Source organism: Pseudomonas sp. S8, from assembly GCF_050473925.1.
Taxonomy (GTDB): domain Bacteria; phylum Pseudomonadota; class Gammaproteobacteria; order Pseudomonadales; family Pseudomonadaceae; genus Aquipseudomonas; species Aquipseudomonas parakoreensis.
Genome location: NZ_JBFDVZ010000016.1, coordinates 1,589,381 through 1,607,663, shown reverse-complemented (window position 1 = coordinate 1,607,663; position 18,283 = coordinate 1,589,381). Strand labels below are relative to the sequence as shown.

Here is an 18,283-nt window from a genome sequence, read left to right as displayed (position 1 = left end):
AAGGAGCGTCACCCGTCATGAATATGTATATCGATATTGTCGGTGCGTGCAATTTGAGCTGCCCCTCCTGCCCGATGGGTAACTCGGAAAACGTCAACTTCAAGAAAGCCATGCAAGTTGACATGTTTCGCAAGATCGTCGAGAAGGCCCGGAACGAAGGGGTCGAGACGATCTTTCTGTATAACTGGACCGAGCCGTTGATCCACCCGCGAATCGGTGAGTTTGTCGAGATCATCAATGCCGCCGGTTTGCAGAGCGGTATCAGTTCCAACTTGAACCTGGCCAAGAACATGCAAACCGCCATGCTGGCCAATCCATGGTTCTTCCGTATTTCGTTGTCCGGGTTTTATCAGGAGACTTACCAACAGGGGCACGTGGGCGGCGACATTGAAGTGGTCAAGGCCAATATGATCAAACTGCATGAACTCAAACAGCAACATGGTTTGAGTACGCGGATCGAGGTGTACTACCACCGTTATCTGGACAACATGGAAGAAGAAGGGCTGATGCGCGAATTCGCCCAGCGTCTGGGTTTCGAGTTCTCGACCGGATATTCAGTGATGATGCCGCTTGAGAAAACGCTGGCGCTGATCGAACGCGATCCTTCGGTGACAGATACCGATCATGAAACCCTGAAAAGGCTGGCGCTGCCGCCCTTCGACGATCTGGTCAATCTGGTCCGCCAGTATCCCAAGCAGGCGTGCTCGCTCAAGGATGACTGGCTGGTTCTCGACTGCAACGGCAATACCGTTTTGTGCTGTTCGGTTTTCAATCAGACCGAATACCAGGTCGGCAAGTATCTGGACATGCCTCTGGCGCACCTGACCGGCCTCAAGTCCACCCAGAAAAATTGCATCGACATGTGCAATCGTTGCGCAAAAAACGGCTTGCACATCTACTCGACCCAATCCAATCGGGGGCCGCTGGAAAGTCACGCCGTCAACCGCATTATCGACTTCCAGCGGCGCACGATCATGGGGCTGCCGGTCGAAAGCGAAAAGCTTGGGCGAGCCGGCGAAGTCAGTGCGGAGAACTTCGACGAAGCGCAATACCTGCAGATGAACCAGGACGTCAAAAACGCGATTTCCACCGGCGCGTTCACCAGTGGATATCAGCATTACGTGCTGTTCGGTCGTCTGGAAGGCCGGCTCGGTGCGGGCTATCTCACCGTGGTCTGACCGTGATCAGGTCCCGCCAGTTGGCTTGAAAGCCATTCACTGAAGCATCGCGCCATCGGGTCATTCTCGCTGTCGCGATGGGTCAGCAGCGCCCAGTTCGGGCCGCGAATGGTTTGCTCCACCAGGGGCAGCAACAGTCCGTTGTGCTGCGCCTGTTGGCTGAGCAACTGACTGACCAGCGCGATCCCCAACCCCGCCGCAGCAGCATCGAGCAACAAGCCCGGATCGGAAAAATTCAGCCCCTGATCCTGCTGCCCGACATCGACCCCGGCTTCCACTGCCCAATGGCTCCAGTCCATTTCCCGCTCACCGTGCAGGGTGGTGCGCTGCGCGGCGGGCTGCGCCAAAACGCTTGGATGACACGCCGGAAACAGGCGGTCGGCATGCAGCACCTTGAAGCTGCATTCAGCCTGCGAGCTGATGTCGTCGCGCACTGCCAGATCGATGGTTTGCGTGGTCATGTCCGGCACTTCATCGGTGCTGAAAATCCACAGATCGACCTGCGGATGCTGGCGCCGAAAATCCGCCAGACGCGGCAACAACCAATGTCGGGCGAAGGCTGGCGTGGTGTTGAGCACCAGTTGATTGGGCTTCTGATATTGCCCCAGACGCCGGATGCCGACCGCCAGTTGCTGCAACATCGCCTGAGTGGTGCTGAGCAAATCGTGGCCGGCATCGGTCAGCGCGACGCTGCGACCGTTGCGAAAAAACAGCGGCTGTTCGAGGTACGCCTCAAGGCTGCGGATCTGCTGGCTGATTGCCGATTGGGTGAGGTGCAACTCATCGGCCGCCTTGTGAAAACTGCCGAGGCGAGCCGCCGCTTCGAAGCCGCGCAGGGAGCTGAGCGGTGGCCAGTGTTTGAGCATATCGATAAGTTCCTCTAATTATTTCTGCGCAAAATCCATCGTTTGTTTGCCTGTTTACGCGTCCGTAGCATGGTCGGCGTGAACACATTGGCTTAACTTACGAGGCTTATCATGCAGCACAATGACAATAAAAACAGCGCTTGGATGATGCCGGCGGAGTGGGCCACCCACGCTGCCACCTGGATGGTCTGGCCGCACAACCAGGCGCTGTGGGAATCGGGATGGCGTGTGACTTTGCCGTGGGTGCAAGAGGATTTCGCCCGAGTCGCGAATGCCATTGCCCGTTTCGAGCCGGTGAAAATGGTCGTCGATCCGTCGGCGCTGGCGAGTGCCAAAGCGCTGTGCGGGCCGAACATCGAGCTGATCCCGCTGGCGGTCAACGACAGCTGGTGCCGCGACTCTGGCCCGAGCTTTGTCTGCCACCCACAGCAAGGGCTGGCCGGTGTCAGCTGGCGCTTCAACGCCTGGGGCGGCAAGTCGGCGCACGAGCTGGACGAAAGCCTGGCACGCCGCGCACTCAATCATCTGGGGCTGGAATGCTTCGGCACGCCGCTGAGCAACGAAGGCGGGGCGATTCACGTTGACGGCGAGGGGACGCTGATCACCACCGAGTCGGTGCTGCTCAACCCCAATCGCAACCCGGACATCGGCAAGGCTGAAATGGAAGAAATCTTCAGTCGCTTGCTCGGCGTGAAGAAAACCATCTGGCTGCCGGGCGATCCTGATTACGTCACCGGCGACATGACTGATGGCCACGTCGATGGCGTCTGCGCCTTCGCCCGTCCCGGCGTGTTGCTGGTGGATGCGACCCACGACCAACGCTCGGTGTACGCCGAAGTGGTGCGCGAAAACCGCCGCGCACTGGAGCTGGCGACCGACGCTCAGGGGCGCAAGTTCGAGCTGATCGAACTCTACGAAGCCAGCGAAGCCGTGGATACCGAAGCCGAAGTGTTCTGCGCCTCTTACACCAATTTCTACATCGCCAACGGCGCGATCATCATGCCGGCTTACGGCATCGAGGCCGACGAGGCGGCGGCGAAAGTGCTGGCGCAGGCCTTCCCCGGACGCGAAGTGGTGCCGGTGCGCATCAATCATCTGGCCCATGGCGGCGGCGGGGTGCATTGCATCACCCAGCAGCAACCCGCCTGGCCAGTGGAGGGTTGAGCGATGAGCCATCTGACCATCGCCACCACTCAGATGCCGTGCACCTGGGACCTGCCGCGCAACCTCGATCAGGCCGAGCAGCTGGTGCGTGAGGCCGCCGCGAAGGGCGCGCAGGTGATCCTGTTGCAGGAGCTGTTCGCCACCCCGTATTTCTGCATCGAACAGAGCCACAAACATCTGGCGCTGGCCGAGGAGTATCGCGACAGCCGCGTGCTGCAGCGTTTCGCCGCGCTGGCCAAAGAGCTGGGCGTGGTGCTGCCGCTGAGCTGGTTCGAAAAGGCTGGCAATGCCTACTTCAATTCGCTGAGCGTGGCCGATGCCGACGGGCGTCTGTCGGGGGTGTATCGCAAGACCCACATCCCCAACGCCATCGGCTATCAGGAGAAGGAATATTTCAGCCCCGGCGACAGCGGCTTCAAAGTCTGGGACACCGCGTTCGGCCGCCTCGGCGTGGGCATCTGCTGGGATCAATGGTTTCCCGAGACCGCGCGTTGTCTGGCGCTGTTGGGCGCTGAAGTGTTGCTGTTTCCGACGGCTATCGGCTCCGAGCCGGGTTGCGCGGCGCTGGACTCTCGCGACCATTGGCAGATGACCATGCGCGGCCATGCCGCCGCCAATCTGCTGCCGGTGGTGGCGGCCAACCGGGTCGGGCGAGAAGTGGCGAGCACCGATCAGGCGCTGCAGATGAACTTCTACGGTTCGTCGTTCATCAGCGATCACAAGGGCAAGTTGCTGGCTGAAGCCGACCGCGACAGCACTGGCGTGCTGGTGCACAGCCTCGATCTCGACGCGATGCGCGAAGAGCGCCTGAGCTGGGGCATTTACCGCGACCGGCGCCCGGACATGTATGGCGCGCTGCTCAGTCAGGACGGCCACCACCTCCACGCACGCTGGACCACTCAAGGGGTTTGAACATGGCTTCGCACCACCAACGACTGCTCGGTGTTCTGGGCTTGACATTGATTTGCGTGATCCCGTCGCTGCATGCCGAGGACAAAACCCTGCGGCTGTACAACTGGGCCGATTATTTTGCCGAAGACACCCTGAGCCGCTTCGCCGCCGAAACCGGGATCAAGGTGATCTACGACGTCATGGACGGCAGTGAAACCCTCGAAGCGAAGATGCTTTCAGGTGGCAGCGGCTATGACCTGATTTTCCCCGGCGACACCGTGGCCGAGCGCCTGATGCGTGCCGGCAGCCTGATGCCGCTGGATCAATCGAAGCTGACAGCGCTGGCCGACATCGAGCCCGGTCTGCAGAAACTGCGCAGCCATTACCAACATTCCAGCCAGGCCACCGTGCCCTACACCTGGGGCACCATCGGCCTGACTTACAACGCAGCGCAGATCAAACAGCGCATGGCCGATGCACCCGTCAATAGTCTGGACATGCTGTTCAAACCGGAGCTGGCGGCGAAGTTTGCCGACTGTGGCATTTCGTTGATCGACTCGCCGGACGAAGTGCTGGCAGTGGTGCTCAATTATCTGGGCCGCGATCCGCGCAGCGCGAAACCGGCGGATCTGGCGGCGGCCAGTGAGGTGCTGATGAAGCTGCGGCCGTACGTGCGCAAGTTTCAGTCGCAACCGGTGACCGATCTGGTCAACGGCAACCTGTGCCTGTCGCTGGGTTACAGCGGCGACATGACCCAGGCCCAGCGCACCTCGGACAGCGCTGGCAAGAGCACCCGCTTCGAGTACCGCATCCCGCGCGAAGGCACCACGGTGTGGATGGACACCATGGCGATTCCGGTCGATGCCCGGCATCCGGAATACGCCTACGCCTTCATCAATTTCGTGATGCGCCCGGAGAACATGGCGGCGATCAGTAATTTCACCGGTTACCCGACTTCCAACGCCAAGGCACGGGACAGCGTCGACGCCGCGATGCGCAATAACCCGGACATCTACCTCGACGAGGCGACCTATGCTCGATTGATCCCGGGCAAGGACATTCCTCAGGCTGATATGCGCGCCCGCATGCGCACCTGGACCAAATTCAAAACCGCCACCCACCCATGATTCATCGGCCGGCGCCCGGTCGCCGGCCCCCTTTCAGGAAAGCCCGTTATGTCGACGCGTCGTGAGTTCATCAAACAGGTATCGGTCGCTGCAGGTGTCAGCGCCGCGGTCATGGGCCTTGGCCTGGCACCCGGCAAACTGCTGGCGGCCAGCGCGGGGGATTGGTTCATGCCCGACGAGGGCGACGCGCACGAGCGCGCCTTCATCGCGTTCGGCGCGCAGGATGCAATCTGGGAGGATTTCACCGCGGATGTGCAAGCCGCGCTGGGCCGCATCGCCCGCACCATTGCCCGTTATGAGCCAGTTACGGTGTTATGTCGCAGTGGCGAACGCAGCCTCGCCGAAGAGTATTGCGGCACCGGCAACGTCACCTACGTGACCGCCGCGCTCGACGATATCTGGATGCGTGACATCGGCGCCAATTTCGTCATCGACGACAAGGGCGGGCTTGGCGCCGTGGACTTCAATTTCAACGGTTGGGGCAACAAGCAGCGGCACAGCAAGGACGCGAAAATCGCCGCGCGAGTGGCCGCCGATGCACAGGCGACCTACCTGCGCAGCGAGCTGGTGGGCGAGGGTGGCGGCATCGAAGTCGACGGCCACGGCACCGGGATCATGACCGAAAGCAGCTGGATCAACAGCAACCGCAATCCCGGCTGGAGCAAGGCCGATGTCGAGGCTGAATTGAAGGAGCGCCTGGGCCTGCGCAAAATCATCTGGCTGCCGGGGATCAAGGGCAAGGACATCACCGACGCCCACGTTGATTTCTATGCGCGGTTCGTCAGGCCCGGCGTGGTGATCGTCAACCTCGACACCGACCCGCAGTCCTACGATCACCAGGTCACGCTGGCGCACCTGGAAATTCTCAAGAAAGCCACCGACGCTGACAGTCGCCCGCTGCAGATCCACACGATTTCGCCGCCGCTCAAGCCGCGCAAGAGCAAGTTCAACCAGAACAACCCGGATTTCGCCGCCGGTTACATCAACTACTTCGTGATCAACGGCGCGATCATCGCCCCGGAATTCGGCGACAAGGCAGCCGATCAGAAGGCTTACGACTTGCTGTCGAAGCTGTACCCGGAGCGCAAAGTCGAGCTGCTGAACATCGATGCGATCGCTGCCGGTGGCGGCGGGATTCACTGCGTGACCAGTCATCAGCCGCAAGCGTGATTGACTCTTTGGCCCATCAAGCCAACTATCGGCGCATAACAACATGACCGATGGGCCAGACCTTGATCGAACGACGTCAATTCAGCGGAGGCATGAAGGGCAAAAACCTCCGCTATCTGAATGAGCAAGCCGCCGAGACCCGCATCACCCGCACCGGTTTCCTGTTGCTGGAGCACTTTTCACTGCCGGCCTTCACCCAGGCGCTGGACACCATCATCACCGCCAACCTGTTGCGCGCCGGACTGTTCAGCTCGCGCACGTTCGGGCTGGGCGAGGGTGAGGTGATCAGCGACCTGGGGCTGGTGATTCGCCCGGATGCGCGGATTGACGCCGCCAGCCTTGCGGATCTGGATCTGCTGGTGGTGTGCGGCGGCTACCGCACTGAGCTGAAGGCCAGTGAAGAGTTGATCAGCCTGCTGCGCTCGGCGGCGGAGCGCGGTGTCAGTCTGGCCGGTTTGTGGAACGGTGCGTGGTTTCTCGGCCGCGCCGGACTGCTCGATGGTTATCGTTGCGCGATCCACCCGGAACACCGTCCGGCACTCACGGAAATTGCCAAGGCCACCCAGGTCAGCAGTGAACCTTATGTGATCGATCGCGACCGGCTCACCGCGTCGAGTCCGTCCGGGGCTTTCCATATGGCGCTGGACTGGATCAAGGGCCTGCACGGCAAGGCGCTGGTCGAAGGTATCGAGGACATTCTGGCGTTCGAGGAGTCGCGGTATCGGCGGATCAAACCGGATGAAAACCTTTGCGTCAGTGCACCGTTGCGCGAGGTGGTCAAGCTGATGGACGCCAACCTCGAAGAGCCGCTGGAGCTGGAGCAACTGGCGGTGTACGCCGGGCGCTCGCGGCGACAGCTGGAGCGTTTGTTCAAGGAGCAGCTCGGCACCACGCCGCAGCGCTATTACCTGGAATTGCGCATCACCGAAGCCCGGCGCCTGTTGCAGCACACCGAGCTGTCGCAGATGGAAGTCCTGGTGGCCTGCGGTTTCGTTTCGCCGAGCCATTTCAGCAAGTGCTACAGCGCGTTTTTTGGTTATCGCCCGTCCAGGGAAAAACGCCTGGTCAAATAGACCGAGGCGTTTTCTGCCTTCGACCTCAGAGGTGATCGGCGTCGATCACTGCCTGAGCAAACGCCTGCGGATCTTCCTGCGGCAGGTTGTGGCCGATGCCGCCGTTGATCAAGCGGAACTGGTACTTGCCGGTGAACCGCTTGGCGTAATCCTCGGGCGCCGGGTGCGGCGCGCCGTTGGCATCGCCCTCGAGGGTGATGGTCGGCACGCTGATGGTTGGGGCGCTGGCGAGTTTCTGTTCCAGCGCCGCGTATTGCGGTTCGCCCTGCACCAGGCCCAGACGCCAGCGGTAGTTGAACACGGTGATCGCGACGTGATCGGGGTTCTCCAGCGCTTTGGCGCTACGGTCGAACGTGGCGTCATCGAACGCCCACTTCGGCGAGGCGAGCTGCCAGATCAGTCTGGCGAAGTCGTGAGTGTTTTTCCGGTAGCCGTCACGACCACGTTCAGTGGCGAAGTAGAACTGATACCACCATTGCAATTCGGCCTTGGGCGGCAATGGATTCTGCCCGGCAGCCTGATTGCCGATCAGGTAGCCGCTGACCGAGACCAATGCCTTGACCCGCTCCGGCCACAACGCCGAAACGATGTCCGCCGAACGCGCGCCCCAGTCGTAACCACCGAGCACCGCTTGCTTGATGTTCAGGGCATCCATGAAGTCGATCACGTCGCTGGCCAGCGCCGCAGGCTGCCCGTTGCGCAGTGTCTGATCGGAGAGGAAATGCGTGTCGCCATAACCGCGCGCATATGGCATCAACACCCGATAACCCTTGGCGGCCAGCAACGGCGCGACTTCGTCGTAACTGTGAATGTCGTACGGCCAACCGTGCAGCAGAATCACCACCGGCCCCTGCGCCGGACCGGTTTCGGCGTAGGCTACATCCAGCAGGCCGGCCTGCACATGCTTGAGCGGGCCGAACGGCGAGGGCGCGGCATAGCTGACGCCGGGGTTAGCGGGAGCCGGCTGCGCGGCGGCGGCCACTGGCATTTGCGTCGCCGCCAGCGCGCCGAACAGCGCCACGGCGAGGATGTTCATACGGTTGAGTGCTGCGTTTTTCATGTTGAAGTCTCCTTGGCAAACCTGTCGGGGGCAGGTGCGGGCTGAGCCCGGCAAACCTTGCAGGCATTGGAACGCCGGGACGTATCTGGCCCATGTCGAAAAAACGCGGTGATTCAAGTTCATGTATCGCCGGGGCGTCTGTACACACTGTGATACACAGCCGGTGTGTTTTGTATGGCCGTGTATTCAGCGGTGCGCACGATACACGGCGAGACCAAACCCGGGTTTTTCGACACATCGGCGCTACACCCGGCGCTCACAGTGCAGGCCTTCACACCATGACTGTCGAGAGGGCAATTGCATGCAACGCACACTGATTCTGGCCACTGTGGCCGCACTGGTTTCATTCACCGGTCTGGCGCAGGCGGCGGACGCTCAGGCCATGAGCTGGCAACAGGGCCTGAGCCGTACCGAGCTGATTCGTCAGGACCTGGGTGACGCGGATCGCGAGTTGATACAGGCACGTATCGATTTCGAGCCGGGTGTCACCGCGCCGCGGCATGCGCATCCCGGCGTCGAGGTGGCGCACGTGCTCAGCGGCACGCTGGAGTATCAACTGGAGGGGCGGCCAGCGGTCACGCTAAAAGCCGGGGACTCGCTGTTCATCCCGGCAGGTGTTGCTCATGTGGCGAAGAACGTCGGTCAAGACCAAGGCGTTGAACTGGCGACCTATGTGGTGAAAAAGGGCCAGCCGCTGCTGGAGCTGAAACCGTGATCGGGCTTATCTGGCGCGCAGCAACTTGCGGTAATCCACCGGCGAAATCCCGCGAGCCTGACGGAAGGAATGGCTGAAAGAACTGGCCTGCGAGTAACCCAGCATCAGGGCGATGTTCATGATGCTGGTCTCGGTGCGGCGCAGGTAATGGTCAGCCAGTTCCATGCGCATGGTTTCCAGCACCTGATTGAAGTTTTCCCCTTCCGCCGCCAGTTTGCGTTGCAAGGTGCGCGGCGAAATCGCCAGCTGCCGGGCCAGGCTTTTCAAGCTGAAATCGCCGGTCGGCAACTGTTCGGTGAGCAAGGCACGCAAGCGGTCGGTCACGGAAAATGCCGGGTACGACAGACACAGCTGCCAGTCGGCCTCCAGCAGCATGCTGCGATGCATGCGCGGGTCGGCGCCCTGGATGCGTGACGAGAGGGTCGACTCGGCGAACACCAGCGCATTGCTCCCGGCTTCGAACTGCACCGGACAACCAAAAAACGCTTCGTAGAGTGCCGGCTCGCCGAGCGCCGGATGCCTCATTCTGACCTCCAGCATCGGCGAGTTGCTGGCGATCAACCAGCGGCCGAACGCCGCCCAGCCGGCCATTAACGTTTCCTGATGCAGGGCGCAGTAAGGCTCCAGTTCATTGATGCGCTGATCTTCGAGGGTCACGCGGCCGTCGCCGATGACGATCCGGGTCTGGCTGGACGGGCTGTCGTAAACGATCTTGCCGAACCGCAGAATCATGTTCAGCGACTCGCCGAGCGTCGCACTGGTCATCAGCACGTAACCCAGTACGCCGTAGGTGCCGGGGCGCACGGCGGCGCCGACCAGCAGACCGAAATGCGGCAGGTTGCTGCTGCGCGCCGCCAGTTCCAGCAAGGTCCGCAGTTGGCGCATGGGAATGCGCACAATCGAATCGGACAACTGCTCGCGTGAGAGTCCGGTCTGCTGCAACAGCCAGTCGCCATCGCAGCCGTGTTGCTCGGCGACATCAAGGACGTGGTTCACGAAAGCAGCGCTGGAAGTGGCGGGTCGCATGGGGGGAGGGGAAGTCCGGTCATCCGGTGATCTTGCTTTTCCGAAAGGTGAAGAAAGCGACGTCGCCAAGGCGCGCGGCGTCAGTAGACCCTACATGCGCCCGATCACCGGAATGCCGGTGCCGGTGACCGCAGACGCCTGTTCCGAAATCAGAAACAGAATGACCGCCGCCAGCTGCGCGGGTGTCACCCAGCGCTGGTGCTCGGCGTCGGGCATGGCCTCACGGTTTTGCGGGGTGTCGAGCACGCTCGGTAGCACGGCATTGACCGTGATGCTCATGTCCTTGAGCTCTTCGGCGAGGCTTTCGGTCAGGCGCAGTACGCTGGATTTCGACGCAGCGTAAGCGCCCATCCCCAGTCCGGCCCTGGCCGCCATGCTCGCGCCGATATTGACGATGCGCCCCGCCGAGGATTGCAGCAGCAACGGCAGCAGGGCTTTGCTGGCATTCAAGGCGGTTCGCAGATTCAGCGAGTAGAGCCGATCCCAAGCCTCTATCGCACCACCGAGCAATGGCTCCCACGCGTAACCGCCAGCGCCGTTTACCAATGCATCGAGGCGCCCGAAGTAGCGATTGATCTGGTGGGCGACTTCCTGGCAATCGGCAAAGGAAGTCAGATCGATGCCGGACAGGACCAGTCGGTTATGGGAACTGGGCAGCGTAATCGTCGCCTGATCGATCAGCACCAGATCCGCGCCCCGGGCGGCGGCCATGTCCGCCAGGGTCTCGCCGAGATTCCCCAGGGCGCCGGTAATCGCCACAACGCGCCGTGAGAGTGACTGAGTCATCAAGAGTCCTTTCCTTTTTAAGGGCGCATACTCTAATGATATCGGTCGCCCGTAGCATGCTTTTGGATGTCAACTTGTTGTGCAAAAGTGCCAATTTTTTTTGCTCGGCGAATCTTCGGGCAAGGGTCGTGAAACAGGCGTCAGAAAGTTGGCTTCTGCCGCGCTTCACCCGTCCAATCCTGAAAGCCTGGCGATGGTTTGGTCTGGCATGCTTGTCATCGTTTCCCCAGGCGCGATGGCTTTTCTGAAGTCTGCGGCGTGTTTTTTTGCGCCACCTATTCTGTTGCTGCAGCAAGTCCGTGCGACTTGTATCCTTGCCCGCGACAAGGACAAGCGGCTGTAGTCCTCGAGTCGGTCGACCCGCCGCAGGAACGGAAACCGGATTTTCCCAAAGGTAGTGATGTGAAGCGTGATACCCGCCTGGTAGTGCTGTTGTTGTTGGTGATCGGCTGTTCCCTCGCGTCGCTGACGGTATGGAAAGTGTTGGCCTCTCGCGAGCGTGCGCTGGAGGAAGTCAACGTTCATGGCTTGAACCTGACTCAGGCGCTGGCGACGTATTCCGAAGGGATCGTGCGCCAGAGTTCGTTGCTGCTGCTCGGACTCGTCGAACGTCTGGAAACCGAAGGCAGTGGCCCCGCGCAGATCCAGCGTCTGAGCGCACTGGTCAACCGTCAGGAACCGCTGATGCCACAGCTCAGCGGCATCACCATCTACGACAATCAGGGCCGCTGGCTGATGTCGTCCAACCGACCGATTCCAGCCGGGGCCAACAGCCGTGATCGCGCCTACTTCATCCATCATCGCGACGATCCGAGCCGCGAGACCTTTATCGGTCCGCCGATCCAGAGCCGCTCCAATCAGGAGTGGGTGATTACCGTCAGCCGCCGTTTCAACGATGCGCACGGCGAGTTTGCCGGGGTGGTGGCGGTGACGCTGGGGGTCGAAAACTTTCTGCGCCTGTTCGGCAAGATCGATGTGGGGCAGGAGGGCGCCATTGGCTTGTCCTACACCGACGGTACGTTGCTGGTGCGCTATCCCTTCCGCGAGCAGGACATGGGGCGCAACTTTTCCAAGTCGCCGATCTATGCGAAGTATCTGGTCGATCGATCCGTCGGCACCGCGTCGTTTACCTCCAGCCTGGACGGCGTCGAGCGGCTTTACGCCTTCCGCAAGAGCGACCGGCTGCCGCTGATCACCACCGTTGCTCTCGGCAAGCGCGAGGCGCTCGCGGCGTGGCGCATGGAAGCCTGGTTGTCGGCTGTGGTGGTCACGGGATTGCTGGGGCTTACCGGGCTGATCGGCTGGTGCCTGATGCTGGATATCCGCCGGCGTACCAAGGCTGAAGATCAATTGCGTGGCACGCAGCAGCAGTTGCTCTCATCCAATCGCCAGCTTGAGTTGCTGGCGATGAAAGACGCTCTGACCGGCCTGGCCAACCGGCGCTGCTTCGATGAGAGCCTCGCCATGGAAGCCCGGCGCGGGCAACGTGACGGCACGACGCTGGCGTTGCTGATGATCGATATCGATTACTTCAAGCTGTTCAACGATTCATTCGGGCATGTCGCCGGCGATGCTTGCCTGCAGAGGGTCGGCAGAATCCTCGAGGGTTGCGTAAGGCGCCCGTCGGATCTGCTGGCGCGTTATGGCGGAGAAGAAATGGCGGTGATCATGCCGGACACCGACCGTGCCGGTGCGACGGTCGTCGCACAATTGATCCTTGATCGTCTGGCGCAAGCGCATATTGCGCACCCCTCCAGCCCGGTCGGGCGTGTGACCGTGAGCATCGGGATTGCGGCGGCGTCGGGGGCACGACTGGATCACCTGCCAGGTTTGATCGAGGTGGCCGACCAGGCGCTGTATAACGCCAAGACGGCGGGACGTAACCGGTTTGTACCGGCCGAGTGGTGACGGGGGCGAACAGGACGTTGTCAATCAGTGGCGTCGGGCGTATCCCGCAGAGTCTTTGGGCGTCATTCGATGACCGGAGGTTTCAAGGAGGAGGGCGCGACCACTGAGTCGTTAGACATGGAGCAACACAAGCTGTACCTCATCGAGCACGGCGAAGACCTTCCCGAAGTACGCAACTGGCAATGGACACCCCGCCAGACGCCATGAGCGGCTATTTGTGCTTCCAGTATTTCTGCATTTCCAGAAACAGAAACGACGCGGTCCAGGTTATGAGGACAAGGCCGGTCAAGGCCTCAAGCCCGGTCAGGTACTTGAGGTGGCCAACCGGCGAAATATCGCCGAAACCGATGGTCGTGTACGTCGTGAAGGAGAAGTACACGCAATCCATCAAAGAACCGTCGAAGTTGCCGGTCAGCTGTCCCCATTCGCCCGCGCGGGACATCAGGAAGTAAACCACGGCGAACGCCCAGACCTCGATGGCATGGGCCAACAGACTGCCCAACACACCGACAACGATTCTGAACCGGCTCCAGATTTTCAGGCGCGGCATCCAGTCATTCAGGCGCAGCAGGCACTCATAGTGGATCACTACCGCGATGATCACGACCAGGCTGTTGATCAGCGTGACGGCAAGCATTGGCCTGGCTCCAGGAAGACGAGCGTGTCACGCCAGCAGCAGATGGTCTTCGACCCTGCCGACGTCGGGCACTGACCAGGCCGCGCGCTCGGCATCGATTTCCGGCTGAAACTCGAGTTCTTCGAGAATATTTTTGCGCAGGTTCAAGTCGCTCATGACGGTGTCCTCTTCCGGGCAGGTGTCGATCGGTCAAACGTGCCTGTTGTTGTTTTTCTACACCGCAGCGACGCGCGCGCATTGAGGTATATCAACAATGCCGGCCTCGCCCTCGCATTGGCTGATGGCGTCTGCAAGTCGGTGATTGTTTGACAAAGATCAGAGTGGTGACCGGATAACGCCAGATACTCGAATCATTACCTTTGCCGTCGTGAGCAATCGAGGGAACAACCATGAACAAGCGCTTGCCGATTGTCGTGCTGAGTGCGTTGTAGCTGGCAACAATCCCGAAGCAGCCATGAATCGGCGTATGGCTGAAGGCGTCGGCGTTCTCATCCACATTCAGGAGACGGCCATGCGAATCACTTTTCTGGGGGCGGCTGGCACCGTCACCGGCAGCAAATACCTGTTGGATCACCGCGACCGGCATGTGCTGATCGACTGCGGGCTGTTTCAGGGTTACAAGCAATTGCGCCTGCACAACTGGGATCCTTTCCAACTGCCCGTGCGGGATCTCGACGCGATCGTGCTGACTCACGCTCATCTGGATCACAGTGGCTACCTGCCGGTGCTGGTGCGCAACGGCTACCGTGGCCCGATCTATGCCACCGCAGCAACCTGTGAACTGGTGAAAATCCTGTTGCTCGACAGTGGGCGCCTGCAGGAAGAAGAGGCCGGATTCGCCAACCGCCATGGTTTTTCCAGGCATGCGCCGGCGTTGCCGCTGTACACCGAGCAGGACGCCGAGCAGGCATTGAAACTCTTGCAACCGGTGGAGCTGCATCATCGGGTCGAGATTGTTCCTGGCCTGAGCATCCTGCTGCGCGGTGCCGGACATATTCTGGGCGCAGCCACGGTCGAGGTGGTTGCCGACGGTGTCACGCTGGTCTGTTCCGGCGATCTGGGGCGGCCCAACGACCCGTTGATGCTTGCCCCCGAAACCATCGAACACACGGATTACCTGTTGATCGAGTCGACCTATGGTGACCGCCAGCACCCTGACGACGACCCCGAGCAACAACTGACCGACGTGATCAACCGCACGGCGTTGCGCCACGGCATTACCCTGGTACCGTCATTTGCGGTCGGTCGGGCGCAACTGCTGATGTATCACTTGTATCGCTTGAAGCAGAAACACGCGATTCCGGATCTGCCGATCTACCTCAACAGCCCGATGGCGACGGATGTCACGCGTCTGTATCAGCGTTTTCGCAGTGAGCACCGGTTGTCGCTGCAAGAATGCGAGGGAATGTGCCAAGGCACGCGTTTCATTCGTTCGACCCAGGAGTCGATCGATCTCGATCATCAGCGCATTCCGGCCGTGATCATTGCCGCCAGCGGCATGGCCACCGGCGGACGGGTGCTGCACCACCTCAAGGCATTGGCGCCGAGCCCGGCCAACTCGCTGCTGATGCCCGGTTTCCAGGCCGGCGGCACGCGGGGCGCACAGATCGTTGCCGGTGCGCCGTCAGTGCGTATCCACGGTCAGGAGGTGCCGATCCGCGCCGAAGTGGTACCGATGCAAACCCTGTCCGCGCATGCCGATGCCGATGAAATCATCCAGTGGCTGCGCGGTTTCAAACGTGCACCGAAACACACCTACGTGGTGCATGGCGAACCCAACGCCTCGGATGTTTTGCGGCGGCGTATCAGCCTGGAACTGGGCTGGTCGGTGTCTGTGCCGGAGTACCGGGACAGCGCGGATCTCACATGCCAGAAATGAAACAGCCCTGAATATTCAGGGCTGTTTTTTAGTTATTCGAAAATACTTCATCCGTTCTTGCTGTAGCCGCTGCCGACGTCCGTCAGATTCGAATAAAAGATGCAGCCGATCAGCCTCGCGAACAGGCCTAACGTATCCGCCAGATCCGGGTCGTCGAATATGACCGCCCTGGAGTCCAAGGCACACAGCGCACCCCACAGTTGTCCATCGGGAAGAAAAATGGGCGCGCCGGCGTAGCTTTCAATCAAGTATTGCTTCACCACGGGACGCGTGGAAAACCTGCCATCGCGACTGATTTGTGGCACGAACAGCACTTGAGGGTCTCTGCGAAACTCACTGCACAGCGTGGTTTCCAGTTCCAGCGTGTCACCGGTGTGGATTCCAAGCTCGATCGGATCGTACGCGGAACAGACGATCCATTCCGTGTCGGTGAATTTAGCGATCGCCGCAAAGCGCGTCCCGGTCATGCGTGTGACCAGTTGCAGAATATTGGTAGTGGCTTCAATTTCAGCGATAGAGGAACGTTCCTCTGCGCTTAGCAACGCTCTGTGAATGGTGTCACTGAGAGGCATGCAGTGTTCTCCGGTCATGAATGTTCGAGCTGGCAACGGCTAAACGCGTTTGAAACTTCGCGTTGGATTCCCGGAAAAACGGATTCGTTCACTTGAAGGGTTCTGATGGCTACCATAATGAAGGATCGTTTGCGTGTGGCTTGAGGCGCCGTTTTCGGCGGCGTAGCCTTGAACACACATTTGTTCGATGTCGCATTGAAGGCAAGGTGAGGAAGTGGAAGGCGTAGTGTTGAGCGAAAAGATGCAGCGTGAAGCTGATCGGCTGCTGGCGCAGATTGTCCGGGCAGATTCGATGATCATTGCGGTGAAGGCGGGGGCGCGTGCGGATGGCTTCGTGCTTGGGCTGGAAACCAGTGAGGTTTTGCGTGCAGGCGATGCTGAAAAGCTGTACGTCATTTTTGAAGCGGCTTTGGTGGAGCGTCTGAAAACGCTTTCACGGTCTTGAGCGGCTTGTCAGGCTTCACCTGTATTTTGCAGGCAGGTCAAGACCGGTGAGCCAAGCACCGCTGTCTGTCGAATCCAGTTGATTAGTGTTTGCGGTTTGTCTTGGTTAGTATCAAGCGCGAAGCCGCCGCACCGCGAATGATTCTCTCCCGTCACCCCATTGAGGCATCCAATGCAGGCCAGTCGTGCCAATCTTGCCGATTTCGTTTATTTCCTGGCCATTGCTCGCCACCAGAGTTTCAGTCGCGCCGGGAAGGAAGTCGGTATCAGTGCTTCGGCGTTGAGCCATGCGATCAAGGGGCTTGAGTCGCGGTTGGGGGTCCGTCTGCTGAACCGAACGACGCGCAGTGTCACCTTGACCGCTGCGGGCGAGGAGCTGCACAGCGTCATCAGCAAACCCATGGATGAAATCGGTTTGGCGACGGAAGCGCTTAATCGCTTTCGCGATGAACCGATCGGACGTATTCGTCTGAATACCTTAAGCGATGCTGCCGACTTGTTATTGGGGCCCGTATTGCCGGTGCTCAATGATCGGTATCCGGAAATCCAGGTCGATCTGACGGTCACCAATCTCATCGTCGATGTGATCGGCGGCGGCCATGATGCCGGGATCCGCTATGGCGGAACGGTACCGGAAGACATGATCGCTCAGCGCTTGTCACCGGATATCCGCTGGGTGGTCGCGGGTAGCGCGGACTATCTTGAACGCTTCGGCGTTCCCCAACATCCGAACGACTTGATGCACCACCGTTGCCTGCGGATTCGGCTGGGCAATGGCGCCATGTACGATTGGGAGTTCGAGAAAGAAGGACAGCAGCTCTCCATTGCTGTCCCGGGGTGCATCACCATCGATGAAACTCGCGTCGGACTTTCACTGGCTCGTCAAGGCGCGGGCCTCATGTACGCCCCTGAGCCGGCGATGATGCCGCTGCTCGAAAGTGGTGAGGTGATCAGGGTGCTCGACGACTGGTCCAGCACAGGTTCCGGGTTTCACATGTACTATCCCAGTCACCGTCAATTGCCGGTAGGGCTGCGTCTGTTGATTGACTTGATCCGTGAACTTCAGCCCATCGGCGATTACCAGGCGTAAGCCCGTGACGCGTTGCCTGCTTCCGGCCTGATACCCGCGAGGTGTCGCGGCGGGCATCGATGCGCCCACGCCTGAGCTCGGCGCAACGTTTCAGTGTTGTGTGCCAAGCAATGCCTGGTACTGCGCGTCGGTCACCGGTTCCAGCCACTCGACGTTCTTGCCGTCCCGAGCTTCCTGAATGGCAATGTGGGTCATGCCGTTCGTGGATGTGGCGCCGTGCCAGTGCTTCACGCCCGGTGGTGTCCAGACCACATCACCCGGTTTGATGACGATCTTCTCGCCCCCGGCTTGTTGTATCCAGCCTGTGCCTGAGGTGACCACCAGCGTCTGGCCCAGAGGATGGGTATGCCAGACCGAGCGTGCGCCGGGCTGAAACGTCACTGCGCCTGCCGAAACAGTCGAGGGTGCCCGCGCTGCAAACAGTGGATCGATGCGCGCGTTGCCAACGAAGTTGCCGGGCGCCCCGGTGATGGATGCTTGTTCGCCATTTCTGACCACGCTCATAGTCTCGTCGGCAGGCAGTTCGGCAGCATGGCTTGCGAACGCAGGCATCAAGGTCATTGCCAGCATGGGTAAGGCGACACGTGTTTTCATCGGCAGATTCCTGTTGATTGAAGAAATGCGCCTCCACGCTAGTGCACCAACTTCCGCGCGACTACCGGGAAAAACCTGCATGAAACGATGAGCAGCGCTCACT

General features: G+C 60.4%; 19 protein-coding genes. 11 read left to right on the top strand and 8 right to left on the bottom strand.

Annotated features, from left to right (window positions below; all coding sequences use genetic code 11):
* Positions 1-17: 17 nt before the first annotated feature.
* Positions 18-1,178 carry a radical SAM protein gene (locus AB1J88_RS08435; RefSeq protein WP_222014754.1) on the top strand — a complete coding sequence of 387 codons (1,161 nt, stop codon included), beginning with the start codon at positions 18-20 and terminating at the stop codon, positions 1,176-1,178.
* Here AB1J88_RS08435 and AB1J88_RS08430 read toward each other — a convergent pair.
* Positions 1,160-2,044 carry a LysR substrate-binding domain-containing protein gene (locus tag AB1J88_RS08430; RefSeq protein ID WP_430290769.1) on the bottom strand — a complete coding sequence of 295 codons (885 nt, stop codon included), beginning with the start codon at positions 2,042-2,044 and terminating at the stop codon, positions 1,160-1,162. The genes AB1J88_RS08435 and AB1J88_RS08430 overlap by 19 nt on opposite strands.
* A gap of 111 nt (positions 2,045-2,155) precedes the next feature.
* On the opposite strand from AB1J88_RS08430, the gene AB1J88_RS08425 reads away from it, so the two are divergent.
* Genes AB1J88_RS08425 through AB1J88_RS08405 form a run of 5 tightly spaced genes read left to right on the top strand, consistent with a single transcriptional unit; the run spans position 2,156 to position 7,469 of the window.
* Positions 2,156-3,208, top strand: coding sequence for an agmatine deiminase family protein (locus tag AB1J88_RS08425; protein WP_430290767.1), 1,053 nt, complete (start codon positions 2,156-2,158; stop codon positions 3,206-3,208).
* 3 nt (positions 3,209-3,211) lie between these two features.
* Positions 3,212-4,120 (top strand): N-carbamoylputrescine amidase, encoded by a 909-nt coding sequence (gene aguB / locus AB1J88_RS08420; RefSeq protein WP_430290765.1) that lies wholly within the window; start codon positions 3,212-3,214, stop codon positions 4,118-4,120.
* Between the two features lie 2 nt (positions 4,121-4,122).
* The gene (locus AB1J88_RS08415; RefSeq protein ID WP_430290764.1) at positions 4,123-5,226 is read left to right on the top strand and encodes an extracellular solute-binding protein; all 1,104 of its coding nucleotides are present in this window, start codon (positions 4,123-4,125) and stop codon (positions 5,224-5,226) included.
* A gap of 48 nt (positions 5,227-5,274) precedes the next feature.
* Positions 5,275-6,396, top strand: coding sequence for an agmatine deiminase family protein (locus AB1J88_RS08410; protein ID WP_430290763.1), 1,122 nt, complete (start codon positions 5,275-5,277; stop codon positions 6,394-6,396).
* A gap of 50 nt (positions 6,397-6,446) precedes the next feature.
* Positions 6,447-7,469, top strand: coding sequence for a GlxA family transcriptional regulator (locus tag AB1J88_RS08405; RefSeq protein ID WP_430290761.1), 1,023 nt, complete (start codon positions 6,447-6,449; stop codon positions 7,467-7,469).
* Between the two features lie 25 nt (positions 7,470-7,494).
* Here the strand turns inward: AB1J88_RS08405 and AB1J88_RS08400 are convergent, their stop codons facing one another.
* Positions 7,495-8,529: an alpha/beta fold hydrolase gene (locus AB1J88_RS08400; protein WP_430290759.1), complete on the bottom strand. Its 1,035-nt coding sequence runs from the start codon at positions 8,527-8,529 to the stop codon at positions 7,495-7,497.
* A gap of 301 nt (positions 8,530-8,830) precedes the next feature.
* Here AB1J88_RS08400 and AB1J88_RS08395 point away from each other — a divergent pair, with 301 nt between their 5' ends.
* Positions 8,831-9,244 (top strand): cupin domain-containing protein, encoded by a 414-nt coding sequence (locus AB1J88_RS08395; RefSeq protein ID WP_086791008.1) that lies wholly within the window; start codon positions 8,831-8,833, stop codon positions 9,242-9,244.
* Positions 9,245-9,250: 6 nt separating this feature from the next.
* On the opposite strand, the gene AB1J88_RS08390 is transcribed toward AB1J88_RS08395, so the two are convergent.
* Entirely contained in the window at positions 9,251-10,240 is a 990-nt protein-coding gene (locus tag AB1J88_RS08390; protein ID WP_256198928.1) for an AraC family transcriptional regulator, read from the bottom strand.
* A 120-nt stretch (positions 10,241-10,360) separates the two neighbouring features.
* Positions 10,361-11,056 carry an SDR family NAD(P)-dependent oxidoreductase gene (locus AB1J88_RS08385; protein WP_041072581.1) on the bottom strand — a complete coding sequence of 232 codons (696 nt, stop codon included), beginning with the start codon at positions 11,054-11,056 and terminating at the stop codon, positions 10,361-10,363.
* A 402-nt stretch (positions 11,057-11,458) separates the two neighbouring features.
* Between AB1J88_RS08385 and AB1J88_RS08380 the strand changes: the two genes are divergently transcribed.
* Complete coding sequence (locus AB1J88_RS08380; RefSeq protein ID WP_430290758.1) at positions 11,459-12,964, top strand: sensor domain-containing diguanylate cyclase; 1,506 nt, start codon at positions 11,459-11,461, stop codon at positions 12,962-12,964.
* A 211-nt stretch (positions 12,965-13,175) separates the two neighbouring features.
* On the opposite strand, the gene AB1J88_RS08375 is transcribed toward AB1J88_RS08380, so the two are convergent.
* The gene (locus tag AB1J88_RS08375; protein ID WP_041072585.1) at positions 13,176-13,601 is read right to left on the bottom strand and encodes a potassium channel family protein; all 426 of its coding nucleotides are present in this window, start codon (positions 13,599-13,601) and stop codon (positions 13,176-13,178) included.
* Positions 13,602-13,628: 27 nt separating this feature from the next.
* Positions 13,629-13,757: a hypothetical protein gene (locus AB1J88_RS08370; RefSeq protein ID WP_256198929.1), complete on the bottom strand. Its 129-nt coding sequence runs from the start codon at positions 13,755-13,757 to the stop codon at positions 13,629-13,631.
* Between the two features lie 355 nt (positions 13,758-14,112).
* Here AB1J88_RS08370 and AB1J88_RS08365 point away from each other — a divergent pair, with 355 nt between their 5' ends.
* Positions 14,113-15,480, top strand: coding sequence for an MBL fold metallo-hydrolase RNA specificity domain-containing protein (locus AB1J88_RS08365; RefSeq protein ID WP_430290756.1), 1,368 nt, complete (start codon positions 14,113-14,115; stop codon positions 15,478-15,480).
* Between the two features lie 47 nt (positions 15,481-15,527).
* On the opposite strand, the gene AB1J88_RS08360 is transcribed toward AB1J88_RS08365, so the two are convergent.
* On the bottom strand, positions 15,528-16,052 hold the full coding sequence (locus AB1J88_RS08360; protein WP_047294079.1) for a GAF domain-containing protein: 525 nt from the start codon (positions 16,050-16,052) through the stop codon (positions 15,528-15,530).
* A 214-nt stretch (positions 16,053-16,266) separates the two neighbouring features.
* Between AB1J88_RS08360 and AB1J88_RS08355 the strand changes: the two genes are divergently transcribed.
* A complete protein-coding gene (locus AB1J88_RS08355; protein WP_027613841.1) occupies positions 16,267-16,497 on the top strand; it encodes a hypothetical protein in 231 nt (76 codons plus the stop codon).
* Positions 16,498-16,668: 171 nt separating this feature from the next.
* Positions 16,669-17,586, top strand: a complete 918-nt coding sequence (locus AB1J88_RS08350; RefSeq protein ID WP_086791012.1) for a LysR family transcriptional regulator — start codon at positions 16,669-16,671, stop codon at positions 17,584-17,586.
* 90 nt (positions 17,587-17,676) lie between these two features.
* Here the strand turns inward: AB1J88_RS08350 and AB1J88_RS08345 are convergent, their stop codons facing one another.
* Positions 17,677-18,138 carry a (R)-mandelonitrile lyase gene (locus AB1J88_RS08345; RefSeq protein WP_373557820.1) on the bottom strand — a complete coding sequence of 154 codons (462 nt, stop codon included), beginning with the start codon at positions 18,136-18,138 and terminating at the stop codon, positions 17,677-17,679.
* Between the last annotated feature and the right edge of the window lie 145 nt (positions 18,139-18,283).